This is a genomic window from Mesorhizobium yinganensis (assembly GCF_040081985.1).
GTDB classification, from domain to species: Bacteria; Pseudomonadota; Alphaproteobacteria; order Rhizobiales; family Rhizobiaceae; genus Kumtagia; species Kumtagia yinganensis.
Map to the genome: position 1 here is coordinate 48,887 of NZ_JBEBMH010000025.1, position 26,569 is coordinate 75,455.

22 protein-coding genes and 4 pseudogenes are annotated in these 26,569 nt (G+C 62.8%); 13 read left to right on the plus strand and 13 right to left on the minus strand.

From position 1 onward, the window contains the following. Positions 1–120 precede the first annotated feature (120 nt). Positions 121–617, minus strand: a pseudogene (locus ABMA59_RS29090) (type II toxin-antitoxin system VapC family toxin). A gap of 3 nt (positions 618–620) precedes the next feature. After that, positions 621–931, minus strand: a pseudogene (locus ABMA59_RS29095) (hypothetical protein). Between the two features lie 380 nt (positions 932–1,311). Here ABMA59_RS29095 and ABMA59_RS29100 point away from each other — a divergent pair. The 8 genes from ABMA59_RS29100 to ABMA59_RS29135 all read left to right on the plus strand — a co-directional run bounded on the left by ABMA59_RS29100 (position 1,312) and on the right by ABMA59_RS29135 (position 11,949). Continuing rightward, positions 1,312–2,316 carry a sugar ABC transporter substrate-binding protein gene (locus tag ABMA59_RS29100; protein WP_349008881.1) on the plus strand — a complete coding sequence of 335 codons (1,005 nt, stop codon included), beginning with the start codon at positions 1,312–1,314 and terminating at the stop codon, positions 2,314–2,316. A gap of 186 nt (positions 2,317–2,502) precedes the next feature. Further along, complete coding sequence (locus ABMA59_RS29105; protein WP_349008882.1) at positions 2,503–3,591, plus strand: ABC transporter permease; 1,089 nt, start codon at positions 2,503–2,505, stop codon at positions 3,589–3,591. Further along, the gene (locus ABMA59_RS29110; protein ID WP_349008883.1) at positions 3,588–5,099 is read left to right on the plus strand and encodes a sugar ABC transporter ATP-binding protein; all 1,512 of its coding nucleotides are present in this window, start codon (positions 3,588–3,590) and stop codon (positions 5,097–5,099) included. Before ABMA59_RS29105 ends, ABMA59_RS29110 begins: the two co-directional genes overlap by 4 nt. After that, positions 5,096–6,082 carry an ABC transporter permease gene (locus ABMA59_RS29115; RefSeq protein WP_349008884.1) on the plus strand — a complete coding sequence of 329 codons (987 nt, stop codon included), beginning with the start codon at positions 5,096–5,098 and terminating at the stop codon, positions 6,080–6,082. Before ABMA59_RS29110 ends, ABMA59_RS29115 begins: the two co-directional genes overlap by 4 nt. 94 nt (positions 6,083–6,176) lie before the next feature. Further along, entirely contained in the window at positions 6,177–7,250 is a 1,074-nt protein-coding gene (locus tag ABMA59_RS29120) for a LacI family DNA-binding transcriptional regulator (RefSeq protein WP_349008885.1), read from the plus strand. Between the two features lie 439 nt (positions 7,251–7,689). After that, positions 7,690–8,769, plus strand: a complete 1,080-nt coding sequence (locus tag ABMA59_RS29125) for a substrate-binding domain-containing protein (RefSeq protein WP_349008886.1) — start codon at positions 7,690–7,692, stop codon at positions 8,767–8,769. An 81-nt stretch (positions 8,770–8,850) separates the two neighbouring features. Beyond that, positions 8,851–11,118 carry an ABC transporter permease gene (locus ABMA59_RS29130; protein WP_349008887.1) on the plus strand — a complete coding sequence of 756 codons (2,268 nt, stop codon included), beginning with the start codon at positions 8,851–8,853 and terminating at the stop codon, positions 11,116–11,118. A 54-nt stretch (positions 11,119–11,172) separates the two neighbouring features. Next, entirely contained in the window at positions 11,173–11,949 is a 777-nt protein-coding gene (locus tag ABMA59_RS29135; RefSeq protein WP_349008888.1) for an ATP-binding cassette domain-containing protein, read from the plus strand. A gap of 8 nt (positions 11,950–11,957) precedes the next feature. Here the strand turns inward: ABMA59_RS29135 and ABMA59_RS29140 are convergent, their stop codons facing one another. Both ABMA59_RS29140 and ABMA59_RS29145 read right to left on the minus strand, forming a co-directional pair. Next, positions 11,958–12,959 carry an ABC transporter permease gene (locus tag ABMA59_RS29140; RefSeq protein ID WP_349008910.1) on the minus strand — a complete coding sequence of 334 codons (1,002 nt, stop codon included), beginning with the start codon at positions 12,957–12,959 and terminating at the stop codon, positions 11,958–11,960. A 25-nt stretch (positions 12,960–12,984) separates the two neighbouring features. After that, entirely contained in the window at positions 12,985–13,725 is a 741-nt protein-coding gene (locus ABMA59_RS29145; protein ID WP_349008889.1) for an ATP-binding cassette domain-containing protein, read from the minus strand. 239 nt (positions 13,726–13,964) lie between these two features. Between ABMA59_RS29145 and ABMA59_RS29150 the strand changes: the two genes are divergently transcribed. The 5 genes from ABMA59_RS29150 (at position 13,965) to ABMA59_RS29170 (ending at position 18,952) form a co-directional block, all read left to right on the plus strand. Further along, positions 13,965–14,948, plus strand: coding sequence for a sugar-binding protein (locus tag ABMA59_RS29150; protein WP_349008911.1), 984 nt, complete (start codon positions 13,965–13,967; stop codon positions 14,946–14,948). 71 nt (positions 14,949–15,019) lie between these two features. Next, positions 15,020–15,865 carry an aldo/keto reductase gene (locus ABMA59_RS29155; RefSeq protein WP_349008890.1) on the plus strand — a complete coding sequence of 282 codons (846 nt, stop codon included), beginning with the start codon at positions 15,020–15,022 and terminating at the stop codon, positions 15,863–15,865. Positions 15,866–15,888: 23 nt separating this feature from the next. Continuing rightward, a complete protein-coding gene (locus ABMA59_RS29160) occupies positions 15,889–17,157 on the plus strand; it encodes an ABC transporter substrate-binding protein (RefSeq protein WP_349008891.1) in 1,269 nt (422 codons plus the stop codon). 203 nt (positions 17,158–17,360) lie between these two features. Beyond that, a complete protein-coding gene (locus tag ABMA59_RS29165) occupies positions 17,361–18,110 on the plus strand; it encodes a carbohydrate ABC transporter permease (protein WP_349008892.1) in 750 nt (249 codons plus the stop codon). After that, positions 18,110–18,952, plus strand: coding sequence for a carbohydrate ABC transporter permease (locus ABMA59_RS29170; protein ID WP_349008893.1), 843 nt, complete (start codon positions 18,110–18,112; stop codon positions 18,950–18,952). Before ABMA59_RS29165 ends, ABMA59_RS29170 begins: the two co-directional genes overlap by 1 nt. A 107-nt stretch (positions 18,953–19,059) precedes the next feature. Here ABMA59_RS29170 and ABMA59_RS29175 read toward each other — a convergent pair. The 9 genes and pseudogenes from ABMA59_RS29175 to repB form a co-directional block, all read right to left on the minus strand. Then, positions 19,060–19,291: pseudogene (locus ABMA59_RS29175) on the minus strand (DDE-type integrase/transposase/recombinase); the annotation flags it as partial. Positions 19,292–19,297: 6 nt separating this feature from the next. Further along, positions 19,298–19,780 carry an RES family NAD+ phosphorylase gene (locus ABMA59_RS29180; protein WP_349008894.1) on the minus strand — a complete coding sequence of 161 codons (483 nt, stop codon included), beginning with the start codon at positions 19,778–19,780 and terminating at the stop codon, positions 19,298–19,300. Next, positions 19,777–20,205, minus strand: coding sequence for an antitoxin Xre-like helix-turn-helix domain-containing protein (locus tag ABMA59_RS29185; protein WP_349008895.1), 429 nt, complete (start codon positions 20,203–20,205; stop codon positions 19,777–19,779). The genes ABMA59_RS29180 and ABMA59_RS29185 overlap by 4 nt, the downstream gene beginning before the upstream one ends. 862 nt (positions 20,206–21,067) lie before the next feature. Further along, positions 21,068–21,763, minus strand: a complete 696-nt coding sequence (gene scpB, locus ABMA59_RS29190) for an SMC-Scp complex subunit ScpB (RefSeq protein ID WP_349008896.1) — start codon at positions 21,761–21,763, stop codon at positions 21,068–21,070. Positions 21,764–21,768: 5 nt separating this feature from the next. Further along, positions 21,769–21,995 (minus strand): annotated as a pseudogene (locus ABMA59_RS29195) (DUF1403 family protein); the annotation flags it as partial. After that, positions 21,989–22,945 (minus strand): IS481 family transposase, encoded by a 957-nt coding sequence (locus ABMA59_RS29200; RefSeq protein ID WP_349008897.1) that lies wholly within the window; start codon positions 22,943–22,945, stop codon positions 21,989–21,991. The gene ABMA59_RS29200 and the pseudogene ABMA59_RS29195, both read right to left, overlap by 7 nt. After that, on the minus strand, positions 22,878–23,750 hold the full coding sequence (locus tag ABMA59_RS29205) for a DUF1403 family protein (RefSeq protein ID WP_349008898.1): 873 nt from the start codon (positions 23,748–23,750) through the stop codon (positions 22,878–22,880). The genes ABMA59_RS29200 and ABMA59_RS29205 overlap by 68 nt, the downstream gene beginning before the upstream one ends. A gap of 354 nt (positions 23,751–24,104) precedes the next feature. Next, positions 24,105–25,418, minus strand: coding sequence for a plasmid replication protein RepC (gene repC / locus ABMA59_RS29210; protein ID WP_349008899.1), 1,314 nt, complete (start codon positions 25,416–25,418; stop codon positions 24,105–24,107). Between the two features lie 153 nt (positions 25,419–25,571). Beyond that, a complete protein-coding gene (gene repB / locus ABMA59_RS29215; protein ID WP_349008900.1) occupies positions 25,572–26,558 on the minus strand; it encodes a plasmid partitioning protein RepB in 987 nt (328 codons plus the stop codon). Positions 26,559–26,569 lie beyond the last annotated feature (11 nt).

A 26,569-nucleotide genomic window follows, 5' to 3' on the forward strand; every position in this document is an offset into this window, starting at 1 on the left:
GGATACTACTGTTTTTGATCTGAGGGTGACGCGTTCCGCAGGGGATTGACGTCGCTCGCCGGTGCTTGAGCTAGTTGTCGCAGTTCGTGGCCAATAGCTACCGGCCGGCGGTCGCAGCGGTCATGGCTCGCGCCGCCCGGGCGGCGTTCGATAGAGAATGATCCGGCCGCTGGGAATGATCTGCGTAAGGAAATCGAAGTGGCGTATATTGCCGGTGAGCAAGATTGCGCCCAACTGCCGCGCCAGCAAATAGATCAGCGCATCGTTGACGAAGCGACGCTCGTGCCCCCCCCTGTGGGAGGATTGCTCAGCCGAAAAAGGAGTCCTGCCAAGACGCCAGCCTGCCCCCAAATAGATGCGTCTGGCGAATGAAGACGGTGCTCCGCGATGTCATCTAGTGTTACCGCAATCGTCTCCAGGACGGATGTGGTCGCAGCATGCCCCGGTGGCATATGCGATAGGTGATAAGCGTATCGACCGCGACCGGGGATCGCCCCTGCAGCACGTCCCAGATAAACACTGGTATCGAGGAAAAGCGGTCTCGCGATTGGCGGTTCGTCATCAGCCAATGGAAAGTCGATGTCGGCCCGGCGCTCAAGCGTTCCGGAATGATTCAGGGGCTACGCAAGATCAATATCCGATAGAATGCTGCCCTTATGAGGACCAGCCGTGCGCCGAGATCATCTTCGAGAGCCAGTCGTGACAGCGCCAATTCCAGAAGCTCCGTTTCTGAAGTGACCTGCGCGCGCCTTGAGGGCCTCGATCAATTCCGACAGCACCCGTCCTGACAAGCGCATGTTCTTAGTAGCGCCGAGGGCCGACGGCCCTGGCTTGCTCAAGAACGGGCTTTTTGCGCATGAGCGCGGCCTTTGCTTCGTTCTCCACATTAGAGCGGGCCCGACCACCATTGGACCCCTCCTGAACAGAATATAGAGTACGTTGAACACGAGGGAAGGACCGGCAGCCTTGCGCTACTTGCGGCCTCAGTCGCCAGGCCGCGAAGTGTTTGCTTCAACGCGGAGCATCTATTCGAGCCGCGCCTCCGAGGGTGGCGACCACCTTACGTCGTGCCACGGTCTTTGACTACGCGCAAATCCACGCCCAGCAACCTAAATCACTAAATCAATTAGCGATTATCTATTGATATTTTATTAGGTCTATGGCGTAATATACGAGAAAAGCTCTTGCCGCGACCACCCGGGTGAAACTTGTAGCCTTTTGGGGCCCGAGTTCTTTTGGACGTGGGGCCGGGGTCACGGATCCTAAAGAGTGTCGGCAGAATGGCGGGGCAACTCGCCACGGGAGGACGTCATGAACAAGACTGCATATGTTGGCATATCACTTGCAGTGCAGATGCTCACTTGTGCGGTCGGCCCTGCGTTCGCCCAGGAAGGAAAGACTGTATGCTACGCCTTCCAGGATCTCTCTACCGGATTCTGGGTCGCCGGCCATTCGGCGATCGTTAAGACCTTGGAGAAGGGCGGCGTGAAGGTCGTCGAGCTCAACGGCGGGCACGACGCCAACCGTCAGCTCGAACAGGTCAAGGATTGCATCGCCCAGGGCGGCAACGGCATCATTCTGACCGCCGACGATGGCGACTCCGGCACGGTCGTGGTTGCCGCCGCGCAGGAAGCCGATGTGCCGATCGCCACCTTCAACCGGCCGCCTTCGGACATGAGCAAGGGCATCATCGTCGTTGCCGACAACGAGGCAGTCGCCCGCGCCGCGGTCGACGCGATGGTGGAGGAAGCCAAGAAGAAATTCGCCGCCACCGGCAAGAAGCTGACGCCGCTGATCCTCATGGGCGATCTCGCCGACCCGAACGCCGTGCAGCGGCGCGCCGGCTTTATGAACTCGATCGCCAAGCATCCGGACCTGTTCGAACCTCCGGTCGAGGTGGCGACCAAGTGGAATTCGCAAACGGCGCTTGCCGGGCTGGAAGCGGCGATGACCGCCAACCCGTCGATCGATTTCATCTTCACCTCGTCCGATTTCCTGTTCCCGACGATCCAGTCGGTGCTGGAACCCCTGGGCAAATGGAAGAAGGCGGGTGAAGAGGGCCACGTCATCCTGGGCGGCCTCGACGGCGACGATGGCGCCTGCAAGCTGATCAAGGAAGGTTTTGTGGATTCGACAGGCGTGCAGGACGTCTATCTCGAGGCCGAACTGGCGCTTACCGGCATTCTCGACGCCATCAAGGCCGGCGAAACACAACCCAATGTGGTCAAACTCGATCCTGGCTTCGCGCTGTCGCAGGCGAATTTCGGGGAAATGGGTGAAAAGACCTGGGGCTGCCAGGTGCTCGCGGCCAAGTAGGTGTATTTCTCCAGTCGGTTCTTCAACTCCCTGGGACCGACGCGCCGGCGGCACGATCACTATCCCGTTCCGCCGGCGCACGCTTTGTCAGGCAGGATCACGTTGAGAAGCAGAAACGCGCCTTCCCTGTCCGTCTTGCGGGCGGCGCCGCCGACGCGCCCGGACACATCGCCGGGACCAGCCTCCTTGCCACGCCGCATCCTGCTTTCCGAATATTTCGTCCTCTATCTGACGGCCGTCTGCTTCGCGATTGCGGCGCTGTTCTTTCCCGCCCTCCTCGATCCGCGCAACATCTCCAATCAATTTTCCAATGTCTGGCCGCTCCTCTGCGTTGCGATCGGGCAGACCTTCGTGGTCGTCATCGCCGGAATCGATCTCTCGCTCGGCGCCACGATGGGGCTGGCGAGTGTGACGGGAGCAGTGGTGATGACCAGCGCCGCCGACAAGCTTCTGCTTGGCGGCAGTCCGCTATGGGGCACGCTGCTGACGGAAAATGGCGGGATGCTTGCCGGTCATCCTCTGGCGACGGCCGCGGGCGTCTCGACGATGCTGCTCGTCGGCGTGCTTGTGGGGCTGCTCAACGGTTTCTTTATCGCCCTCTTCAAACTCCCGGCGTTCATGATGACGCTGGTCAGCCTGATGTTCTTCTCGTCCGCCGCCATCTGGATCACGCAGAGCCAGAACATCGTCAACCTTCCCGATGCGTTCACCCGGCTCGGCTCGGGCGACATCGTCTCCTTCTATTTCGGCGAAAAGCTGACGCCCGAGATCAAACGGCGCGACATCCTGCCGTTCGTCACCTACCCGATGCTGATCGCCGTGGCGCTGGCTGTCGTCGCGCACCTGCTGCTCGCCCGCACGGTCTTCGGCCGCCATGTCTACGCGATCGGCAACAACATACGGACCGCCGAGATCTCGGGCGTTCCGGTTCGACGCACCATCGTCCTGGTCTATGTCATCGCCGGCTTTTGCGCGGCGGTCGCCGCCATCCTCTACTCGGCCCGCCTCGACGGCGGCCGCCCGACGATCGGAGGCGGCTCGGCGCTGCTCGACATCATTGGCGCCACGGTGATCGGCGGCACGTCGCTTGCCGGCGGCAAGGGCAAGGTCACATGGACGGTAGTCGGCGTGCTGTTCTTCGTGCTGCTCTCCAACACGCTGAACTTTATGCGGCTTTCCGCCTTCCACATCGATGTCGTGAAGGGAGCGATCATCCTTGCCGCCGCGCTGCTCGACGTCCTGCGCACTCGCCTCCTCGTGAGGCAGCGACCATGAGCGAACCCGCCCTGTTGTTCGAGCATATTGGCAAGAGCTTCTCCGGCGTTCCGGTGCTTGCCGACGTGACGCTCGCGGTCGGGCGCGGCCGCGTTCTCGGGCTGGTCGGCCAGAATGGCGCCGGCAAATCCACCTTGATGAACATCCTCGGCGGCATTATCACGCCGGATACGGGCGCCATGTCGCTGGACGGGCAAGCCTATGCGCCGCGCGACCCGCGCGAGGCGGCCAAGCGCGGCGTCGCCTTCATCCATCAGGAACTCAACCTGTTTTCAAATCTCAGCATTGCCGAGAACATCTTCATTTCCGACATGCCGCGCCGCCCGGGCGGCCTCGTCGACCGCCCTGCCCTGCACCGCCGCACCGCCGCCCTGCTTCGCGACGTCGATCTGGACCTCGGCCCCGAGACGCTTGTCGAGCACCTGTCGCCGGGCGAGCGGCAACTGGTCGAAGTCACCAAGGCCCTGCGGCTCAACGCCGGCATCATCATCTTCGACGAGCCCACCACCTCGCTTGCCGCGCGCGAGACCGCCCGCCTGTTCCAGTTGATCGGCAGGCTCAAGGCAGCCGGCAGGACCGTCATCTACATCTCGCACATCCTCGCCGACGTGATGTCGCTGGCCGACGATATCGCCGTGCTCCGCGACGGCAGGCTGGTCGGCAGCGGACCGGCGCATGAGTTTGAGGTCGGTCGCCTGATCAATTTTATGCTCGGGCGCGATATCGAGCAGCTCTATCCGCCGCACCTCTCTTCCACACGCGATCATGTCCTGCTCGAAGCGCGCGGGATCAGTTTGAAGGGGGTGGTCAAGGACATCGATTTCAGCCTGCGGCAAGGTGAAATCGTTGGCCTTTTCGGATTGATGGGCTCTGGCCGCACCGAGCTCGCGCGCCTGCTGTTCGGCCTCGATCGGTTCCATCAAGGGGAATTGCGGCTGGGCGGCGAAACGGTATCTCGGATCACCCCGCGCCAGGCGATTGGCGCGCGCATGGCCTTCATCACCGAGAACCGGCGCGAGGAAGGGCTGATGATGAACGTGTCCATCTCGGAAAACATCGCGCTCGCGGCCCTGCCGTCGGTCGCGAGACGGCCCGGATTCATCGACGGCAGCCGCCTCCTCGCCATCACCTCCGAATTCGCCGAAGCCCTGCGGATCAAGTCGGGCCTGATCGAGCGGCAGCCGGTCAAGAGCCTCTCGGGTGGCAACCAGCAGAAGGTGGTGATCGCCAAATGGCTGATGGCTGACCCGGCGATCTTGCTGCTCGACGAGCCGACGCGAGGCATCGATGTGGCGGCGAAGTTCGAGATCTATTCGGTCGTGCAGAAGCTTACCGCAGGCGGCTGCGGCATCCTGTTCATTTCCTCGGAGATCGAGGAGGTGATGGCGATGAGCGACCGCATCTTGGTCATGAGCCGGGGCGAAATCGTCGGTGAGTTCGCGCGCGCGGACTTCGGCAAGGAGCATATCCTGCGCATGGCCTTCCGCGAACAGGAGCGCGCCGCATGACCCGCGCAAGATTGACCGAACTGCTGCTGCGGAACATGACGCTGCTGATCTTCCTCGCCATATTCCTTTATTTCGGCATCCAGTCGCCGCGTTTCCTCGGCCTCGACTCGATCGCCAACATCGTCAAGCAGGCGAGTTTCATCGGCATCATCGCGGTCGGCATGACCTTCGTGCTGCTCACCGCTGGCATCGATCTCAGCGTCGGCTCCAACATGTATCTGTCGGCGATGTCGGCGGGCTATCTGCTGCAGAACCCCGCCTTCCACAATGGCTGGGGCGTGGCCGCGGCCATCGTCGTGGGCCTTGTCACGGGCGCGCTGTTCGGGGCGATCAACGCCTTCTGCATCGTCGTGCTGGGCATCACGCCTTTCCTGGTGACGCTGGCGACGCTTGTCGCCGGCCGGGGATTGGGAACGGCCATCACCGAATCCTTCGGCATCGAATTTCCCGCGCCCTATCTCGCCTTCGGCGCATCGAGCCTTTTCGGAATACCGATGCCGATCCTGGTCTTTGCCGCCGTGGTGCTTGCCGCGCATGTCGTGCTCAGCCGGACGCAGTTCGGCCGGCAGATCTACGCAGTCGGCAACGATCCGGAAGCGGCACGCAAGGCGGGACTCGCCGTCGATCGCATCGTCTTCTCGGTCTATGTGATCTCCGGCCTCTGCGCGGCCACCGGTGGCGTAACACTGATCGCCCTGATCGGCCGGCTCAACCAGACGTTCGGGGTCGGCAAGGAATTCGACGTGATCACGGCCGCTGTGCTTGGCGGCACAAGCCTGTTCGGCGGCGTTGGCCAGGCGTTCGGAGCGGTGGCGGGTTCGACCCTGGTGCAGATGGTCCAGTCGGGGATGGTCTTTGTCGGGGTCAACCTCTATCTGCAGCCGATGGTGCTGGCCGCAATCATCTTCCTCGCGGTCATGGTCGACGCCGTCCGCTCGGCCCGGTTTGCCAGGCTCAGGCGGCGCATGCTGAGGCCGGACTGATCCGGGTGGCAGGGTTTGTCGTTTGCGAAATTGCGTTCAGTCCAATCACTTGCATATGATATCCAGCGGTTATCAAGGCGGAGCAGCATAGCGGATGCATAAACCAACTGGCATCAAGGACCGGCGCGTCACCATGTCGGATGTCGCTAACCTCGCCCAATGTTCTCAATCGACAGTATCGGTCGTCCTCAGCCCCGATTCCAAGATCAAGATTTCGAAGGATACGCGCGAACGGATACTCAAGGCTGCCGCTACCCTCGGCTATAGCATCGAACGGGCGCCGACGCCCCGTGTCGGGCCGCTCAGACGGATAGCGGTGGTATTCGACGACCTCACGGTCTGCCCGGAGGCTGTCATCGCCGTCGACGGCGTCAGGGAATTCACCTGGGAAACCGGCGACATCGTTAGCGCCTACAACTGCCACGCCGACCCGCAGATGGAGGAGCGGACGCTGGCCGCCATCCTGCGCGACAGTCCGAGCGCCATCGTCTACACGACGGTGCGCACCCGGTTGGTGGAGGTTCCCGAACAGCTCTACAAGACCGAAGCATCCGTCGTCCTACTCAACTGCTACTCCAAGGACCGCGCCTTTCCCTCGGTCGTGCCGGGCGACGTCGCCGGCGCCAACAGGGCAACGGACGTGCTCATCGCAGCCGGCCACCGCCGCATCGCCCACATCACCGGGGAGGCTTGGATGGACGTGTCGAAGGACCGCAATCGCGGCTATCGCGAGGCCCTTGCCACGGCGGACATCCCGTTCGATCCCGAACTGGTCAGGGAAGGCAATTGGCAGCTTGGCTCGGGCTATGACGCGACGCTATCGCTGATGCGGATGGCGCGGCCGCCGACCGCGATATTCTGCAGCAATGACCGCATGGCGATCGGCTGCTACGAGGCGCTCAAGGAAATGCGGTTGAACATCCCCGACGACGTGTCGGTTGTCGGATTCGACGACGATGAGATCGCGAGCCAGCTAAACCCGAAGCTGACGACGCTGAAGTTTCCACGCCACCAGATGGGCATATGGGCCGCCGAACGGGCACTGGCGCCCGGGCACAGCCGCGAGGACACCTACCGCATCGTCAAGATCGAATGCGAACTCGTCGAACGGCAATCGGTCGCACGGTTCCCTTCCGCGAACCGGACCGCCAGGGTCACGGCCCTGTAGCCGAAGGTACCCGACCAGCCCTCGAGTCGACCGCCTTCAGCGACCGCGTCAAGTTCCTAAAATGTAACGATTTCATGGCGTTGACACGTCAGCGGCAGGAGGAGACGCGCCTTGCCCCGACGCTAGCCGCCCGCGGACGCCCCGCAATGGCGCCTCAGCGTGCCTGGGACTGCCGGGCGCGACCCTCTGCGGGCAATGAGCTTGACGCGACCGGGCTCGTTTGGGCGGCTGCCGCTTCCCCTTTGGTTGAAGGTTGCGTGCCGAGGCCTGCTCATCGGCCAGTCCTCAAACTGTTCTTGCTGAAGTCCCAAATCCGGCGACCTCCGGCCACACCCACCGAATCCGCTTGCAACGGTCCGGCCGCAATGGCTAATATTATCTGCTAGTATTAGTTCCATTAGTTATCCGGAAAACCGGCATCTGTGGGAGGATGAATAAGATGAAACGGAAACTATTGACGTGCGTAAGCGCCGCCGCGCTGCTTCTGGCCTGCACTGGCGGGGGGCTGGCGCAAGGCATCGAGAAGGCGGTCGGCGGCTACAGCTTCGGCGATGCCGCGAAGGAAAACGGGGCGACCAAGGACTTTCATTCGAAGGACGGCAAGCTGACCTTCGCCATCGTCACGCATACGGCCGGCAACGGCTTCTTCGATCCCGTCTATGTCGGCGCTACCGTCGCCGCCAATCTCATCGGCGCCAACATCCTGCTGCTCGGCTCGGAATCGCCGACCGACGATCCGGCGCGCGAACTCGAAATCCTGAACCAGATCATCCAGGACCCTTCGATCGACGGCATCATCATGACGACGCCGCAGGCGGGCGCCTATGACGACATCGTCCGCACCGCGGAGAAGAACGGCATCCCGATCGCGACGACCAATTCCTACGATCCCGGCATCCTGAACCGCAACGGCATCAGCCACACCGGACAGGACGCTTCGGCCGCCGCGATCGCCGGCGAGGCGCTGGTGGCGTGCCTGGCGGACAAGAAGGTCGAAGGCGGCTCCATCGTGCTGCCGAACGACACGGCGATGGGCAATATCGAAGTCAACAACCGCGTCACTGCCGCCTACAACGCCATCGTCAAGAGCCTCACTGCGGCCGGTAAGCTCGACAAGTTCAAGGTCGACGCGGGTTCGGAAGGCGTCGGCGTCACCGCCGACATGAACGATCCCGTCAACTCGATCGTCTCGCTGTTCGAGTCGCGTGGCGACGTTGTTGGGGCCTTTGCCGCCAACAACGTCTTCACGCCGGCTCTGGCAAAAGCGGTCGCACAGACCGGCATGACGGGCAAGATCTGCGCCTACGGGTTCGATCTCGGCCCGGCCCAGCAGGAGGCGCTCGCGTCCGGCGACCTGACCGGCGCGCTTGGCCAGCAGCCCTTCCTCCAGGGCTTCTGGCCCGTCATGCAGCTCTGGCTGCAGATCGATCGCGGCATTTCGGCTGCAAATCTCGATACGCGTGCTCAGCTTGTGACGAAGGACACGGTCGGAAGCGTAGGCAAGCGCTTCGAGAATTGATTCGGCGTCTATCGTTTCGAAGCGCACCATGAGCGGCGGGGTCGAAACCCCGCCGCCTCCATCTCAAAGAGACGCCCTCGCATGTTAATGTCCGCTGAAGCTGCCGCTCCGCGGCTGAGCCGCGCACCGATGCAGCTTGCCGGCGGGTGGGAACTCAGCCTGCTCGTGCTGATGGCGCTGCTCTATCTCGTGGGGGCGGCCCTCAACCCGGCATTCTTCGGCAGCGCGGACGCGTTGCACGCCGTGCTGCGCGATACCGCCCGCTATGGCGTGATGGCCGTCGGGATGACGTTCGTCATCGTCAACAAGGATCTCGATCTCTCTGTCGGCTCGACCTACGGGCTGACCGGCGTCGTCTTCGCGATCATCTTCTCGCCCACGCATTTCGGCCTCGGCCTCGGCGAGGCGCTGATTGGATGCCTGTTGCTTGGAACCTTCATCGGCCTGCTCAACGGCGCGCTCGTCACGATCCTCAAGGTGCCAGCCTTCATCGCGACGCTGACCACCCTGCTGATCGGGCGCGGCATGGTGTTGGGCCTTACCGGCGGCAAGAACATCGCCTTTGCGCCGAAAGCCAGCGAGTACCCGGCGCTGTTCCAGATGGGCGAGACCAACGCGCTCGGCTTCAACAACCAGATCGTCATCTTCTTCGCCGTGGCCGCCATCGGCTCGCTGGTGTTGGCCAAGACGCGATGGGGCTACGAGACGGCGGCCACCGGCGGTAACGAGCAGGCGGCAAGCTACGCCGGCATAAACACGACCTGGGTGCGCATTCGCGCCTATCTCATCTCTTCCTATTGCGCCACGCTGGCCGGCCTGATGGCCATCTTCCAGGACAAGGGCGTCACCGCCCAGTACGGCCTGAATGCCGAACTCATCGTCATCGCGTCGGTCATCATCGGGGGCGCTTCGATCCTTGGCGGCCGCGGCCGCGTCATCGGCTCTTGCCTCGGCGCGCTGCTCACCGTGCTGATCAACAAAGTGCTGCGCGAAGGCTGGCCGGTGACGCGCACCGTCAGGATCGGGGACGTCGAGACCCAGGTGAACGCCGTGGCGCAGTTGCCGGCGGGCGCCGTGCCGGCGTTTATCGGCCTGTTGCTGCTCGTCGCCGTGCTGATCGAGCCGCAGATCGTCCGCAAGCGGGTGCCGCAGCGGCTGTGGGCGCGTCTGCGCGGCATGCCCCCGCCGCCGCTTCCCGACAGCGGCGGCGTCGCCATAGAGGGCGTCCAGACCAAGGGCGCAATGGGCAGCGACAAGGCGCTGGCGGCCAAGGGCATCTGGAAATTCATGGCGCGGCGCGACGCCTTCGCGATCCTGCTGGCCGTCGCGCTCTGGTTCGTCGGACTGTCGCTCCGCCCCGATTATTGGTGGCATCTCCAGAACAGCTTCGCCGTCCTGCTCAACTATACCGAAGTGGCGATGCTGGCGATCGGGATGACCTATGTCATCGCCAATGGCGACATCGACCTCTCGGTAGGCGCCGTGCTGGCGCTGGCGGCCGCGGCGACCGCGTACTGCCTCAAGGTGCTTGGTCTCGATCCGGTTCCTGCCATCGTCCTCGGCTTGCTGGTGGGCAGCGCCGCGGGCGTCATCAACGCCGTGCTGACGGTAGGCTTCGGCCTTTCCGCCTTCATCGCGACGCTCGGCATGTTCTACATCGCGCGCGGGCTTGCGGCGTGGATCGTGGCCGGGCAGCAATTGACAGGATTTCCCGAAGGCTTCAACCTCATCGGACGCAAGCTCACCGACATCTTCCAGTATCTCGGCCTGGAAATCCCCCCTGGCATTCTCAGCGCCATAAGCCAGGCGGTGAGCATCCAGACGATCTGGATGTTCCTGATCGCGATCGTCGCCGGCGTGATCCTGGCCCGTACCCCGTTTGGCCAGAAAATCTACGCCACCGGCGGCAATCGCCGCGCCGCCGAATATGCCGGCATCGACACGAAGCGCGTGCGTTTTATGTCGTTGGCGTTTTCGGGCGTCTGCGCGGCAATGGCTGGTGTGATCTACGTCGCCTTCTACAGAAGCTTCAACCCGACGGCCGGGCAGTTCCGCGAACTGGATGCGATAGCCGCCGTCATCATCGGCGGCGGCTCGATCTTCGGCGGCTACGGCAGCGTGCTCGGTTCCCTGGCGGGCGCCGCCGTGATCACGCTGATCCGCTCGCTGCTGTCGCTTCAGATCATCACCGGACCCGGCACGTCGTTCGTCATGCCACAGCACTGGGTAAATGTGTTTATCGGCCTGATCCTGATCTGCGCGGTGCTCGCCGATATCTGGATCCGGCAGCAGGGAATTATCGCCGAGTGGAGCAAACGGCTCGGCTTTGGCAGACGACGGGAGGTGTGAGAGATGCACAACGTGGCCCTGCCGTTGGAAGCTCCTGCGGAGTTTCTCATTGAAATGAAAGCCATCTCCAAGGCCTTCGGAGCCGTACAGGCGCTCAAGGAGGTCGGCTTCGTGTTGCGGCCCGGCGAAATCCTCGGGCTGGTCGGCGACAATTCCGCCGGCAAGTCGACGCTCATGAAGGTCCTGACCGGAGCCTATCACCGCGACAGCGGCGAGGTGCTGGTCGCCGGGCATCCCACCAACTTCCGCAATCCGCACCAGAGCCGCGAGATCGGCATCGAGATGATCTACCAGGACTTCGCGCTGTGCGGAAACATGGACGTGGCGCAGAACATCTTCCTCGGCCGTTGGCCGCAAAAGGGTCCGTTCGTCGACCGGGCACGCATGTACGACGAGGCGGCCGGGGTGCTGCGCCGTCTGAACGTCAACGTCAATTCCGTATTCCAGAAGGTTGAAAGCCTGTCGGGCGGCCGCCAGCAATCGGTCGCCATCGCCCGCGCCATATCCTTCGATCCCAGAGTGGTGATCCTCGACGAACCGACCGCCAACCTCTCGCATGTCGCCACGGAGACCTTGCTCAAGACCATGCTGGAACTCAAGGCGCAGGGCGTGGCGCAAGTCATCATCTCGCACCGGCTGACCGACATCTTCGAGGTTGGCGACCGGGTCATGGCGCTCAAGCGCGGCGAAAATGTCGGAGACCGCTATATCCGTCACACGACCGAGCAGGAAATCCTCGAACTGATGATCGCCGGCACCGCCGCCAACGCGCTGACAGCCGATCAGGCGCTTGCGGCCTCAAGGCAGGGCGCTCCGCCCGGTCTCGACTGAGCGTCTCCTCAACCGTCCGACTCGCGGTTGGCCCGAATCCGGTCGAACGCCACGGCGATTACGATGAAGCTGCCAACAAAAATACCCTGCCAGAAGGTGCTTATGCCGAGCAGGATCAGGCTGTTGCGGATCACCTCGATCAGCGCCGCGCCGACAACCGAGCCGAACACCGTACCCGCCCCGCCCATCAGATTGGCGCCGCCGATGACGGTGGCGGCGATCACGCCGAGTTCCATCGACTGACCCAGGTTCGTGGTGACGCCCCCTAGCCAGCCGGCCTCGAGTATGCCGGCGATGCCCGCCATCAGCGAGGAGAATATGAACACGCTGACCTTCAGCCGGCGCACGCCGATACCGGTGAGCACCGCCGCCTTCTCGTTGCTGCCGATCGCAAAGACGTGGCAACCCCAGCGGGTCCATTTGAGCATCAGCGCCGTCACGACCGCGAGCAGCGCCAGCACGATCACCGGGTTGGCGATACCGAATGTCGAGCCGCCGCCCAACCAGAACAGCAGTTTTTCGTCGGGTCCGAACTGGAAGATCATCTTGTTCTGGGACAGCACCATCGCCGTCCCCCGCCCGACCGAGAGCATGCCGAGCGTCACGACGAAGGACGGTATCCGGACATAGGCGATCAGGACACCGTTGATGGTTCCGACGACCAGCGATGCGGCAAGTGCCGTGGCGCAGCCGAGCCAGAGCGGATGGCCGGCATTCATGGTGATCGCCAGCACCATCGCCGACAGGCAGAGCACGGAGCCCACCGACAGGTCGATGCCGCCGGAGATGATCACCACCGTCATGCCGAGAGCCATGATGCCGACAAAGGCGAAATTGCGCGTGACGTTGAAGAGGTTCTGCGGCGTGGCGAACGTGTCCGTGAGCGCGGTAAGCGCCAGGCAGGCGAGCACGGCCGCGATGAACACCCAGAACGCCTGCTGGCCGAGCATCCTGCTGAGCAGGCCATGACTGCGCTGCCCTATTGCGTCTTCGATGCCGCTTGCCGCCATGTGGTCGCCCTGTTGCCTTTCGGGTTCAGGCACGTTCGATCGCGCCGGTGATGATGCCGGTGATTTCCTCCGGCGATGTGTCCGCGGTCGGCTTGTCGGCGACCTTGTTGCCACGCCTCAGGACGATGATACGGTCGGCCACCGCAAAGACGTCGGGCATGCGGTGGCTTATCAACACCACGGCGATGCCGTGCCGGCGCAGCTCGCGGATAAGATTGAGCACCTCTGCCACCTGGCGCACGGAGATCGCGGCCGTCGGCTCGTCCATGAGCACGATGTCGGGGTTGCTCAGCCGCGTGCGGGCGATGGCGACAGCTTGCCGCTGTCCGCCCGACATCTGGCGCACGAGGTCCCGCGGCCGCGTTTCGGAGCGCAGGTCCTTGAACAGGCAGGCGGCGGCGGCGTTCATCGCCGCATAGTCGAGGATTTTCAGCGGGCCGATGCTGCGCGTGAGTTCACGGCCGAGAAAGACGTTCACCGCCGCGCTCAGATTGTCGCACAGCGCAAGGTCCTGGTAGACGATCTCTATTCCGTGCTGGCGGGCCTCCACGGGCCGATGGAAGGTCGTCTGCTGTTCCTTGATGAAGATCCTGCCGTTCGACGGCGGATAGTTGCCCGCGATGATCTTAACCAGCGTCGACTTGCCGGCGCCGTTGTCGCCCATCAGGCCGACGACCTCGCCCGCCGACAACGACAGGGAGACGTCGTTGAGCGCGTGGATGGCCCCGAAATGCTTCGAAACGTTCTCCAGCCGCAGCGCGGTCATTCCATCCCCTGCTCCCGATCCAGCGCCATGGCATTACGCGGCAAAAAGCGCCCCGCAGTCAATAGGCTGACCAACCGTATTTATCAGTCTAATTAGCGATATCTAGTAATTTGAAGGCCAATATCTTGACGATGGGTTCGAGCTACGCGTAGAGTTTTTGCGAGCGGAAGAAACCGCCGGCGGGCGTCGAACGGCGCCCGAGAAAAAGGGAAAAAAGCGAGGGAACAGCGATGAACAGACTGAATACAATTCTATTAGCGAGCGCTGCCTGGATCGGGCTCGCCAGCGGCGCTTTTGCCGAGGACAAGACGCTGGCCATCGTGGTCAAGGGTCTCGACAACCCGTTCTTCGAGCAGATTCATCTCGGCTGCGAGAAGTGGAACGGCGAAAACGCCGCGAGCGGCTACAAGTGCCTCTACACCGGCCCGGCTTCCAGCGCCGACGAGGCCGGCGAGGTGCAGCTCGTCGAGGATCTGCTTAACCGTCCCGACGTCAAGGCGATCGCGATCTCGCCCTCCAATGCGCCGCTGATGGCCAAGCTGCTCAAGGAGAAGGCCCCGAAAATCCCGGTCATGACCATCGACGCCGACCTCGGCAAGGACGACGCGGGCCTGCGCAAGACCTATCTCGGCACTGACAACTACCTGATGGGCGTGAAGTTCGCGGAGCACCTGAAGAAGCTGAAGCCCGAGGGCGGCACGGTATGCCTGCAACTCGGCAACGTCGCCGCCGACAACATCAACCAGCGCGCGGCCGGAACGCGCGACACGCTGTCGGGCGAGAAGGGCATCGAGCGCCTGACCGGCCAGGGCGGCTGGACGGAAGTCGCCGGCTGCCCGGTCTTCACCAACGACCAGTCGGACCTCGCCAACCAGCAGATGGCCGACACCTTCACTGCCAATCCCGATCTGACCGCCTTTATGCTGATCGGCGGCTGGGCGCAGTTCGCGCCGCAGGCCTATGTCCAGGTAACCGACCAGGTGATGGACAAGCTGAAGGCGAAGTCGCTGGTAATCGTGGCCGGCGACACGCTGCCGCCGCAGATGGAAGCGCTGAAGGCGGCGCGCAGCCATTCCCAGGTCGGCCAGCGGCCGTTCGAGATGGGCTATCGCGCGCCCTCGGTCATGATCGACCTGATCGACGGCAAGCCCGTCGAGCCGATCATCTATACCGGGCTCGACGAATGCACCCAGGAAACCGTCGATACCTGCATCGCGAAGTGATTCCAGCGTCGCTCCCGGCCGCGCCGCGGCCGGGAGCGACTATCCCAAAAAGCCGGCGAGGTGGAACGCCAGTGGCGGAAGAACGATCCGAAACCCTTGCCGTGCACTCGGCCGGAGCGGTCATCCCGAAAATCGGCCTCGGCACATGGCAACTCAGGGGCGAGCAATGCTCCGAGATCGTCTCGGCGGCGCTGCGGAAGGGCTATGTGCATGTCGACACCGCGCAAGGTTACGCCAATGAGGAATTCGTCGGCGCCGGGCTGAAAAGCTCCGGCGTGCCGCGCGAAAAAATCTTCATCACCACCAAGGTGCGGCCGGACCGTCTGGCCGACGGCGATCTTCAGCGCTCCGTCGACGAAAGCCTCGCAAAGCTCGGCGTGCCTCAGATCGATCTGCTGCTGATCCATTGGCCGAATCCCGCGATCCCGCTGGAAGGCGCCATCCGCGCCCTGAACGCGGTCAAGCGCGACGGGCGGGCCCGGCATATCGGCCTGTCGAATTTCACCACAGGGCTGCTCGAAGAGGCCTGGCGCCTGACCTCAGAGCCGTTCGCAGCCGAGCAGATCGAATACCATCCCTATCTCGACCAGACGAAAATGCTGGCCGCGTTGCGCCTGCACGGCATGGCGGTTATCGCCTATTGCCCGATCGCGCTCGGCAAGGTTGTAGGTGATCCCTCAATCGAAGCGGTCGCCCGTGCACATGGCCGCACCGCCGCGCAGGCGACGCTGCGATGGCTTGTCCAGCAGCCCGGCGTCGCGGCTATCCCGAAGACCAGCCACATCGAGCGGTTGGCGGAGAACCTCGGCGTCTTCGACTTCGCGCTCTCCGACGCCGAGATGGCTCGAATGAGCGCGCTGGCGCGGCCCGGATCGCGCAACGTCAACGAACCGCAATGGGTCGCTGAATGGGACTGAACGACAAATCGGGAGGGGAAGCGATGGCCATCAGCAGACGACATTTGCTCAGGACGGGCGCGGCAGCCGCAACCGCGGCGAGCCTGCCGCTGCCGTTCATCGGCAGGACGCTCGCCGCTTCCGGCAAGATCGTGGCCGGGATGGAGGCGGGCTCGCCCTACGACACCTTCTACAAGAAGCACGCCGCCGAATTCACAAAGGCTTCCGGCTTCGAAGTCGAGTTCATCTCGATCCCGCACGACAACATCCGCCAGCAATTCGTGCTGGATGCGCTTTCCAGCGCCGGCGGCTTCGACGTCTACATCGCCGATCAGGTGTGGCTGCCGGAGTTCTACCAGAAGGGTTTTATCAGGGATCTTTCCGGGCACGTGACCGACGCCGACCGCGCCGACTTCGGCAAGACGGCAATAGAGACCGTGAGCTACCAGGGCGCGCTGGTGGCCTTGCCGATCATGGTCCACAACTGCGCCATGTACTACCGCACCGACCTGTTCGAGAAGGCCGGCCTCAAGGCCCCTCCGGCAAGCTGGGACGAATATCTCGATTTCGCCAAGAAAACGGCCCACGGTCCGGCGGGCATCTGGGGCACGCTGATCGCCAGCAAACAGGGCATCGAAGCCTCGACCCGGCTTCACTCGTTCTACCAGCAGGCGGGCGGCGATCTCCTAGGAGCGGACGGCAAGCCGACCATCAATTCGGATGCCGGCCGCAAGGCGCTCGAATTCATGACCAAAATGGTCTTCGACGCCAAGGCCGCCCCGGAGGGCGTGCTGGAACTCGCCGACATGCAAGGCATGTGGCTGGAGGGCAAGCTCGCCATGGCTCCGGTCTGGCCGTATCTCTATTCGCTCAGCAAGGAGCCGCTCGGCGGCAAGTTTGCCATCGCCACCGCGCCGGGGCTGGTGAACCCTGGCGGCACCGTCTATTCTTGGGGTTTTGCCGCGGCGAGCGGCGCCAAGAACCCGGACGGCGCGATCGAATTCATCAAATGGGCGACAAGCACCGACATGCTCTACGGCTTCGGCAAGGAATGGCTGAATCCCGTGCCCCGCGCCTCCTCGATCGACCTCATCGGCAAGGACACCAGTATCGGCGACGACGACAAGGCGGCGATTGCGGCCTTCGCCAAATCCGCGGCGGCGGGCAAGAGCATGACCATGGTGCCGCAATATTCGCAGTTGCTCGATATCCTCGGCATCATGAACTCGGGCGTGATGAGCAAGGCGATGACCATCGACCAGGCGCTGGCCGACGGTCAGTCGCGGGCAGAGGCAGCGATGGCGTCGCCCTGAGGGGGGAAGTGCAGCCCGCTCCCGGCACACGAGCCCCGGCGCCTCCCGCCGGGGCTCGCTTTCGCCCGGCCAGGCGATATGACGGCTCTCGGTCACTGACCGGACTCCTGCTGACGCTGCCGGCGCTGATCGCGCTCGCCGTCACCATGGTTTATCCCGTTGCGTGGACTGTATGGCTGAGCCTTAACGGGCCCGAGACCGCAATGCGCGGTACGACCGACTTCCAGGGGCTTGGAAATTACACGCGCATCGCCGGCTCGTCCGGATTCCGGGCGGCGCTGTGGCAGACGCTGCAGATCGTGCTGGCGAGCTTCGTGCTCGAAGCCGTCCTCGGGCTGGCGGTGGCGCTGGCGCTGCATCGCGGACTTCGCGGCAGCAAGGTCTTCAGTGCCATCGTCGCCCTGCCGCTGATGGTGGCGCCGATTGTCGGCGCGCTCTCCTGGCGGTTCATCCTGGTCGACGGCTACGGCATGATCGACTCGATCGCCGGCACCTTCGGCGCAAGCGGCCCCCTTTGGTTCGCCGATGTCTGGCTGGCGCGCGCCTCGATCGTCATCGCCAATCTGTGGATGGCGCTGCCCTTCGACATACTGATGCTGCTCGCCGGCCTCGCCAGCCTGCCCAGCGACCCGCTCGAAGCGGCGCGCGTCGACGGCGCCACGCCATGGCAACTCCTCGTCTTCATCATGCTACCGCTGCTGAAGCCGGTGATCGCGGTGATCCTCGTCGTCAGGCTGGCCGACGCGTTCCGTATCTTCGACGTCGTCTACGTGCTGACCGGCGGCGGCCCGGCCAACAGCACCGACGTGCTCTCGACCTACATCTACCGGCAGATGTTCACGGTGCTGGATTTTCCCGGCGGCGCCGCGGCGGCGATCCTGCTGGTGCTGATCACCGCGGCTTTCTCGCTGCTTGCGGTTCTGCTGCTTCGCGACCGGCGGCCGGACAACTGATGGCGGCCGGCAATCCAACGTCAGGACGGCTGGGCAACGCGGGAACCTATGTCTTCCTCGCCGTCGTCTCGGCGTTCATGCTGGTGCCGATCTACTGGATCGTCGCCACCTCGTTCAAGCCGACCAGCGAGATCCTGGTGACGCCGACCACCCTTCTCACGACACATCCGACGCTCGACCACTATCGGACGGCGCTTGCCGGCGACTTCCGGCGCTATCTCGTCAACAGCCTGATCGCCGCCGGCGGCTCCACCGCGCTCGGCTTCGTGCTGTCGGTGCCGGCCGCCTGGGGTTTTGCAAAGTTCGCCTATCCGGGTTCCAGCGCGCTGCTGTCCTTCACCGTGGTCACCCGCGTCTTTCCGCCGATAGCCCTGGCGCTGCCCTTCTTCCTCCAATTCCGCGCCTTCGGCCTGATCGACAATCCGCTCGGCCTCATCATCGCCTATCTGCCCATCGTCCTGCCCCTGATGATCTGGATCCTCACCGGCTTCTTTCGCGATTTCCCCGACGAGCTGGTCGAGGCGGCGCGCATGGACGGGCTCGGCACGCCGGGGATTCTCGTCCGCATCGTCATGCCGCTGTCGCTGCCCGGCCTCGGCGTTGCCGCGCTCTTCGGCTTTCTCGTTGCCTGGAACGAATTCGTCATCGCGCTAACCATCACCCGCACGCCTGCGGCGCAGACCATGCCGGTCGGCATCTCAACCCTCATCACGCAGTTCCAGACGTTGTGGGGGGAGATGATGGCGGTGGCCGCGATCTATCTCCTGCCCGTGCTGGCCGTCACCGTGGCCACCCAGCGGGGCCTCGTGCGCGGGCTGATGGCTGGGTCGACGAAAGGCTAACCGGACCCGGCAACGCGACGGGACCGGCGCCGGTTCTGTTGCAAATGTTTATCCAGAACAGAAACCGCAGGGCGACGGCTCACACCGCAGTCATGTTGAGAATATTGGCTCTGCAGGATTTCAACCGGCTTTAGTTCACGTGGTGAGCGGTCCTTCAAGCGGCTTGCCGCATCGCACGGTACGAGCGCGTCCCGATTGGTCTGGCTGCCGTCGATGACGATGCGATTCGGTCGACCGTGGCGCGCAAGCGCCTTCTGGAAAACTGCTTGGCCGCTGGTCGCGGTATTCGCTGAACCAGAAGTCGACGGTATCGCCAACGCTATCGACGGCGCGATAGAGTTTGGGTTAAAGCCCGAACAGGCGGCGATCCCAATAGGCCGGCTGATGCAGACTGCTCATGATGGTAGGAAACTCGGGATGCGCCGGATTGATTAGGACGTTGCTGTCGAGGCGGGCAATGATGCTTGGCACGATCAGGATGGCGCTACGCCGCTCCAAACACCATTGTTCGCCGAATGATTTGCTCACGGTGGGTGGCATGGCATCCCACCCCTGAAGCGACGGCGGCGAGAAGATCTCATAGCTCGCCCCGCGCTGAACAGTGATCTCGATATAGTGCTGGTTTGGCGGCAACCGACCACTGCCGTGCACGAGCTTCTCGAGAACAGCTGTCGAGAAATGCGCCGACGCGTAAATGACCGGGCTTCCCGGTGTGTTCCAGCGCCCAGGCGCGACCGTCGAGCCGGAAGCATCGAAGATCGGAAAGACGCCGGCGGGATCCCCGATGCGATAGGCCGTCAATGTCCGGTCGAGGATCTGCGCCGTCACGCAGCACTGCCGTATTTGAGGCCCTGCAGGATGTCGAACACCAATTCGGCACCGATTTCGTTCTGGATGACGACGTCGACCGGTCGCCGGTCCTCAAGCATGGCATGCGGCCGAAACAGGAAGTCGCGCGCGTCGTCCTCGCCGCCCCAGACATCTACGGCAAGGCTCCAAACGCGCGCGAGGCGAGCAAGACGGGTCCCCTCCTCCGCCGACAGGACTTTTCGACCCTTTCGCCGCTCATACGTCGCCCGCGGCACCAGCCGGTACTTGAACTGGCTGTCCTTCGGAGCAACGAGGTTCGCAACACGGTCAAGGGCGACGATCGGCAAGCCATCCTCGATCCGCGCGACCAGACCGATCGGCGAGACGGGCGCAACCTGGCCCGGCAGGCCGAGGACGTCGGCAACGGACGTGATCGCAAGCATCGGAATCTCCTTGTTCACTTGAGACAGAATATAGCCTCACATGATACGACGATCAAGCGTCCTCAGGCCCCTCGTCTCATCCGTTCTATTGGCGGCCGAACGAAGTGGATCCTCTCGGCGACGTCGAGCTCGTCGGCCCAGGGCCTAAATGCTCAGCCGCGCGATGGACCTGGTGATGAGCGTTCCCTCCCTGCTCTGCGCGCTCGCCGGGTGCCAGCCCCCAATCGATCTTGCTCGTCGACATATGTCCAATCTCAGCGTGCCCCTGCCCATCATCGTCAACACCACCATAAATGATCCCCGGCTACATCGTCTTCGAGGCAACCCTGTTCGCTCCTGGGCATGGGATCGTGCCGCCGGAACCGAGCTGGGGCGGCATGCTCGCCGACGCGCGGCGAACTCGATCTACTTGTCGCCTGGCTGCCGGTGCCGATCTTCGGGTCGGCGCTGCTCTTCTTCACGCTCGCCTTCAACATCTAGGCGGAGTGCGCGATCGATCCACGACCGGTATCTGAGCTTTCTCGGCAAGGCCGTCATCGGCGATCTTGGCTTTTCCGGATCACAACCAGCAGCCCGTCGCGAAGCACTTCACAGGATGCCGACGACCTTGTCGCTGCTCGTTGGCGGCGTGCTGATCTGGCTGTTGCAGTGTGCGTTGCAGCACAAGCAGAGGAAAGCACACCAGCCCGCTTTCCTCGCGTTAATCAACTGGTCTTGCGTCAATAGGGAGACGACGCGGCGCTTTGTGCACATGTGCAGCAGTTGCACGAGCATCTGTCTGCGGCCGGTGCCACACGCGGCGAAATCGTCTATCCAACGAGTGACAAGGTCGCCTGGATCCCGCGGTCCTGACTGGAGCAGTCTATTCGTCGAGTGCCACGCTGGCGCCGCTATCGTGTATATCCGCGAATCCGGGTATGATTTCGCCGGCCAGCAGCTTCTCCTTGGAGAGCAGGCCTGCGTCTTCCAGCGCCTCGAACTCCGGCAGGTCGCGCAGCGTGCCGAGGCTGAACTCCTGCAGGAATTCCTTGGTGGTGACGTAGGTATAGGGCGCGCCCGGAGTCGGGCTGCGCGGACCCGACGTAATGAGCTTCGCCCCGCGCAGATGACCGATCAGATCGCGCGAAATCTCTCTTCCAAAAAACGACGACAGGTCCGCCCGGGTTATGGGCTGGAAGTAGGCGACGCACATTAGCACCAGCACCTCCGACTGCGTGAGGTCGACCGCGCGCTCGGATGCGCCAACAGCCGTGCCGATGGCTTCGGCATAAGCAGGCCGGGTGAGATGCTTCCAGCCGCCGGCTACGGCAACCAGGTCATAGGGGCGGCCGCGCAGCTCCACGCGGATATCGTGGATCAAATGATCGATGCTGCAGCTTTTGCCGACGATCCGCGCCAAGCTCTCCCGCCCAACCGGCTCGCTGGCGGCGAAGATAGCTGCTTCGACCCGGTGCATCCATTCGCGCCAGCGCACTTCCGACGGCAGATGATCGAGCTCGCGATCAAACAGCGAATCTTCGTCCGCCCTGGTCCGTCGTTTGCGTGTCGCGTCCACCATGTTCGCTATATCCCGTAAAGGCGGAAGGCAGGGCGGCCGGTAAGCTCGCGCACGGCGCCAAGCTGGACCAGCCGGTCGAACAGCCGGCGCAGGCCCCGGTCACTCATGCCGGCGATCTTTTCGGAGGCAACGATCGCATCGTTGGACAGAAGCTTGTTGACAACAGTGCCCGCCGCTTTGGCCGGAGTTTCGGCGCGACCGCAAGCAGCCGGTCCGCGCGGCGCTCTAGTTGTGGAGCCTCAACAGGTTGTCCCCGGACAGACCGAGTCTGCTGACTGGTGTTTTGGATTTTAGGCTGCCGTGAGGCCTATGCCAATTGTAGCGGTGGAGCCAGGCCGGCAATTCGGCGGCGCGATGGTCTGAGGTCGGATATGCGACGGCGTAGGCCCATTCCCTGAGCGCGGTCTGGATGAAGCGCTCGGCCTTGCCGTTGGTCTTGGGCGTATAGGGTTTTGTGCGGAGGTGTTTGAGGCCAAGCTTGCGGCAGGCCTTGGCGAAGGCTTTCGACCGGTAGCAGGAGCCATTGTCGGTCATGACCCGTTCGATGGTGATGCCAAGGCTGGCATAATAGGCGAGCGCCGCCTCGAGGAAGGCGACGGCGCTTTCTTTCTTTTCGTCGGACAGGATCTGCGAGAAGGCGACACGCGAGGCGTCGTCGATGCAGACATGGACGAACTCCCAGCCGACGCCGCGGCTGTTGGACTGGCCGGTGCGGTCGCCGGTGATGCGATGGCCGACACGCTCGAAGCGCCCGAGTTTCTTGATGTCGATGTGGATCATCTCGCCAGGTTTGTCGCGCTCGTAGCGGCGCACCGGCTCGGCCGGCTCGATGTCCTTCAGCCGCGAAAGACCCGCCCGCTTGAGCACCCGGCTTACCGTCGCCGCCGACACCCCCGTCTGCTTGGCGATGTGTTTGCCGGTCAGCCGCTGGCGGCGCAGCGTCGCGATCTCGTCGGCAATCTGCGCCGCGGTCTGTCGCGGGCTCCGCTGTGGCCGCGACGAGCGGTCGGCCATGCCGGCGCGGCCCTCAGCCTGGAAACGCGCCACCCAGCGCGCCACGACCTTCGCCGTCACGCCATATGTCCGCGCCGCAACGGCTTTGGAGAGACGGCCTTCAACAACGCCGAGGGCCATCTCCTCTCGACGGCATGGCGTCAAACGGGCATTCTTGTGGATGTTCATTCGGTCCTCCGGGAATCACTGAAGCTTTGACAACCTCAGCTTTCCCGGCTGGGACCGAATGGACAACCTCCTGAAAGCTCACATCTAGTTCCGCTGAAAGATCTATGGCGCGCAGCGCAGCGCGCGCCGCGACGGCGAGCAGACTTTTCGTCTGGTCGGTTTCCTCTTTGCGGCTCAGGGGTGGAGCGGTGGTTGTCGATCGACGCGATCGGCATGAGCTCATGCCAAACACTGCCTCGGTGCCCAACAACGGCACCGCGTGGGTCCAGCCCAGCCACTGCGCCATCAACACGTCGGCGAGCCAGCATCCGAGGTAACGTCCCAACCCCTGGTTTTCGGCGGCCATAAACGCGCCGGTGAGCCTCTCTGCCACTCCGGCGCTGACACAGAGTTGCCGAAGCTCGTCCGCCAGATCGCCGATCACCGCATTATCGGGGACGTGACCAAACTCCTCCAACACTGCGGCCAAGCTTCTCTCCGTCAGAAGATTCTCGGCCGGCCGTGCTGCGAGCCTGCGCCAAGCCAACAGCATGAGACCGGCGGGACCGACCGCGTCACCCGGCCGTGTCAGCATCACCGCGTCGCGCAACGCGGCTTCATCCTCCACGCGGCCCGCCTGCCGTACGGTCACCGTAGCGGCCGCCAGCGCGAGGCGGTACCGCCAGACGCCGACTCCCCGCTCCTGTCGGCGCATCACCGCATCGAGAGCACTTATGGCGGCGCCGGCTGCGATCGCCACGTCCTCAGCGTTCTTGTGCGCAAGGCTTTGTGCGTCGGGCACGGCGCGCCGCAGCCAGGTCGGCACCGTCGCCACCAGTGGGGCCGAAGTGGCACCGGAGGGTGTGGCTTGGCGAAACAACGAGGAGTTGGGGCGTAGAATCATCGCTAGCAAGATGAATCAACGCGGCGCTATTGGCAATCGGATTGCACAAAAACCGCCGCGCCTGTCGACGAAATAAAACGACCGATAATCGCGCCTACGGCGTCAACTAGGATCGAGGACCAGTAGCCCGACCCGTCAGCGGAACGCTTCATGTCGTTACAAGACCCAAGTGTAGCACATCTGCAACGTCCAGTTACGAACCGGCCTCGCCTGACATCGAATTTTGATCGCCGCATGATCATTGAAAAGCTCTCGCCAATGCGATTTTTCGTTCCGTCAGGCACTGCAACTGTCATAGCACCGGCGCTTCATATCAATAGAGCCCACGGAAGCGCAGATCCGCAATCCCGCAGGCATGGGAGTCGCTTCGAATCGCTCGAGCCACCTTGCCTTGCTGTCTGGCCGAGAAGTGTGGGCCTTGAGCGCGGCCATGAGCATAGGTCCAACTGAAAACTGTCCTGTCCTTGCCTTCTCGGTCAGCGCCCGCAGGTAGCCGCCGGCAGAGTTGATGTGATGAGCTCGATGCAGGATGTAGGCAACGACAATTGCGGCGGTTTCCGGCCCCATGGCGTGGCACGCTTCCCCGTAAGCTGACGGCGAGATCCCGAGATAACCTCTCACCTGGGCAGCGGTCGCCATGAGGTCGCGCCAGTCGGAGATGCCGGCGACGGCATAGTCCGCGATGTCGGGACAAGCTTTAAGGACAAGTTCAAGGTGATAAGTTTTTGGCGGCTCCTGCGATTTTGGGTTGAAACCGACTGACCCCCTGGCTTGCTCGCAAATGGGTTCAGATTCAAAAAGAGGGTTGGTATGTGAATCCGATTGCTGCAGCTCATTTTGAGACTCATTGGCACTCAGATTCGTTGCATTCATGAAGCTTTTCAATGCGATGTCCACTTCCTCACGGATCGTGTCGAGCGCAGTCGCGAACGGTTCTAATTCAACGATGCTAGCCTTCCGTGGAAGTCGATCCACAACTTCTCTGAAACGCATCCAGAGGGTCTGCCAAGCGCCTGCTGCGCGCTGCTCGATCGCTGCGTCGATCAGCTTTGCGATATCGCGGCGCTGCAGCGAGATGCGCTCGCGCATGAGTTTTAGCGCTCGGGTATCCGCACGGACGTGCTCAGCCGCGGCCTGGAATTCTTCGGCGCGTGCCAACAGAGGCGCCAACGAGAAGCCGAAGGCGTCCATCAACACCCCTCCCCTGCCCTTGCGCGCATATCGCTTGCCGTTCGGGCTGTCCCTGCGCAGGATGATGCCGCAATCGAGTAGAGCTGCTAGATGCCGACGTAGCGTCGCGTTCGCCATACCGTGCGAGCGCAACGACAACTGCTTGTTCGACGGGAAGACGATTAACCCGTTCTCTTCGGACAACTCATCATCCGGATGGCACGACAGCAAGCCTGCCAGGACGGCTAGCGAGCGATCGCCGATGCCGATGATGCTCTTTCCCTCGCAAAGATTGCGATAGACCTGCCATTTGTCGGCGGCCTTACCTTCTGGAATCTCCTTGGCTTCCATCTGCGCTGCCATAAGGGCAAACGACATCGGTCGACTCCCGAAGGGAGTCGTTGCGATATCCCTCTCCATTTCCTTCACCTTCAATCAGGCAAAAGAAATCTGCTCGCCAAATCGACGCCTAAACTCTTGACAGTGATACGCGGAAATGTGATTCTCAGCTTGCTAAAGGTTGAGAAGGGCTTCCGCGACGGTGACGTTCGGGGGCCTTTTTCTTTTGCGGTTTCAATTCTCCTGTTTCGACTGTCTGTAGGCCTGAAAGAGGCTGTCCAGATTGCCAGAAATCCACTCGCCAAAGGATTTCGCTTCGGCCTTCGAGATACTCAATGTGTAGTCCTTTGGGCCGGCTTTCGCGGTTACGCTGACTGATCTGTCGCCGGGTGCCCAAGATACGGCCGCCGGCTTCGAGATTGACTTCCGGACAACCTTCCTACCCTTGTGGAGAGCCTCGAACAGCGCGTTGAAGCGTCCGTCTGAATCCGCCGAGAGGAAGCCCTCGCTGCTGATGAATTCCTTCGCTGCGGCGGCGTTACGAGGGTTATCGATTAGCTTTCGGAGTTCAAGCCATCGATCGCGCCCGATCCCTTTGGCAGCTCCAATGCTCTCAATAATCTCTGGAGGAATTGATTTCGGTATCGTCATCATTTTCGAGAGCGTCTGGTAATCCAGGGACAGCGCGGACTGGACCGTCTCCCGCCCAAATCCACGGTCACCAAGGTGCTGGGCGAAGACGACCTTTTCGATGAATGACAGATTTGCCCGAGCGGAATTCTCCTGCCCCTGGGCGATGACGTGATCGAGATCCTCAAGCGTCTTTACAACAGCGCGAACTTTTCGACCCAGCTCACTTGCTGCACGCAGACGACGATGTCCAAATACCACCATGTAGCGGCCCTCAGCCGAGGGATGCCTGCGGACAAGGATTGGTGTGTCCTGTCCCCGTGTACGAATTGCCTCCACGAGTTCCGAGTACTGCTCGTCGTAAGACGTCATCCGGTCTGAGACGAATGAAACATCAACGACCGCAGGATCGATCTCGATGATCGCCTCGCCATCTGCCAGGAGCGCCGCTTGTCTTGTGAGCTCGTCAATTGATGAGGAGATGGATTTCGCTGCGCCAAACTTGGGCATCGTGGCGAGATGGTTCTCGGCCACGACGTGTACTGCGTCATCGTCGGCGAGAATTCGATTGAAGATGTTCTTTCTGGCCATTTATGTACCTG

What these genes read in the sequence shown, in the direction of transcription:
- ABMA59_RS29100 (WP_349008881.1), top strand. Translation starts at nt 1,312, where the DNA reads ATGAACAAGACTGCATATGTTGGCATATCACTTGCAGTGCAGATGCTC.
- ABMA59_RS29110 (WP_349008883.1), top strand. Translation starts at nt 3,588, where the DNA reads ATGAGCGAACCCGCCCTGTTGTTCGAGCATATTGGCAAGAGCTTCTCC.
- ABMA59_RS29115 (WP_349008884.1), top strand. Translation starts at nt 5,096, where the DNA reads ATGACCCGCGCAAGATTGACCGAACTGCTGCTGCGGAACATGACGCTG.
- ABMA59_RS29120 (WP_349008885.1), top strand. Translation starts at nt 6,177, where the DNA reads ATGCATAAACCAACTGGCATCAAGGACCGGCGCGTCACCATGTCGGAT.
- ABMA59_RS29125 (WP_349008886.1), top strand. Translation starts at nt 7,690, where the DNA reads ATGAAACGGAAACTATTGACGTGCGTAAGCGCCGCCGCGCTGCTTCTG.
- ABMA59_RS29130 (WP_349008887.1), top strand. Translation starts at nt 8,851, where the DNA reads ATGTTAATGTCCGCTGAAGCTGCCGCTCCGCGGCTGAGCCGCGCACCG.
- ABMA59_RS29135 (WP_349008888.1), top strand. Translation starts at nt 11,173, where the DNA reads ATGAAAGCCATCTCCAAGGCCTTCGGAGCCGTACAGGCGCTCAAGGAG.
- ABMA59_RS29140 (WP_349008910.1), bottom strand. Translation starts at nt 12,959, where the DNA reads ATGGCGGCAAGCGGCATCGAAGACGCAATAGGGCAGCGCAGTCATGGC.
- ABMA59_RS29145 (WP_349008889.1), bottom strand. Translation starts at nt 13,725, where the DNA reads ATGACCGCGCTGCGGCTGGAGAACGTTTCGAAGCATTTCGGGGCCATC.
- ABMA59_RS29160 (WP_349008891.1), top strand. Translation starts at nt 15,889, where the DNA reads ATGGCCATCAGCAGACGACATTTGCTCAGGACGGGCGCGGCAGCCGCA.
- ABMA59_RS29165 (WP_349008892.1), top strand. Translation starts at nt 17,361, where the DNA reads ATGCGCGGTACGACCGACTTCCAGGGGCTTGGAAATTACACGCGCATC.
- ABMA59_RS29170 (WP_349008893.1), top strand. Translation starts at nt 18,110, where the DNA reads ATGGCGGCCGGCAATCCAACGTCAGGACGGCTGGGCAACGCGGGAACC.
- ABMA59_RS29185 (WP_349008895.1), bottom strand. Translation starts at nt 20,205, where the DNA reads ATGCTTGCGATCACGTCCGTTGCCGACGTCCTCGGCCTGCCGGGCCAG.
- scpB (WP_349008896.1), bottom strand. Translation starts at nt 21,763, where the DNA reads ATGGTGGACGCGACACGCAAACGACGGACCAGGGCGGACGAAGATTCG.
- ABMA59_RS29200 (WP_349008897.1), bottom strand. Translation starts at nt 22,945, where the DNA reads ATGAACATCCACAAGAATGCCCGTTTGACGCCATGCCGTCGAGAGGAG.
- repC (WP_349008899.1), bottom strand. Translation starts at nt 25,418, where the DNA reads ATGGAGAGGGATATCGCAACGACTCCCTTCGGGAGTCGACCGATGTCG.
- repB (WP_349008900.1), bottom strand. Translation starts at nt 26,558, where the DNA reads ATGGCCAGAAAGAACATCTTCAATCGAATTCTCGCCGACGATGACGCA.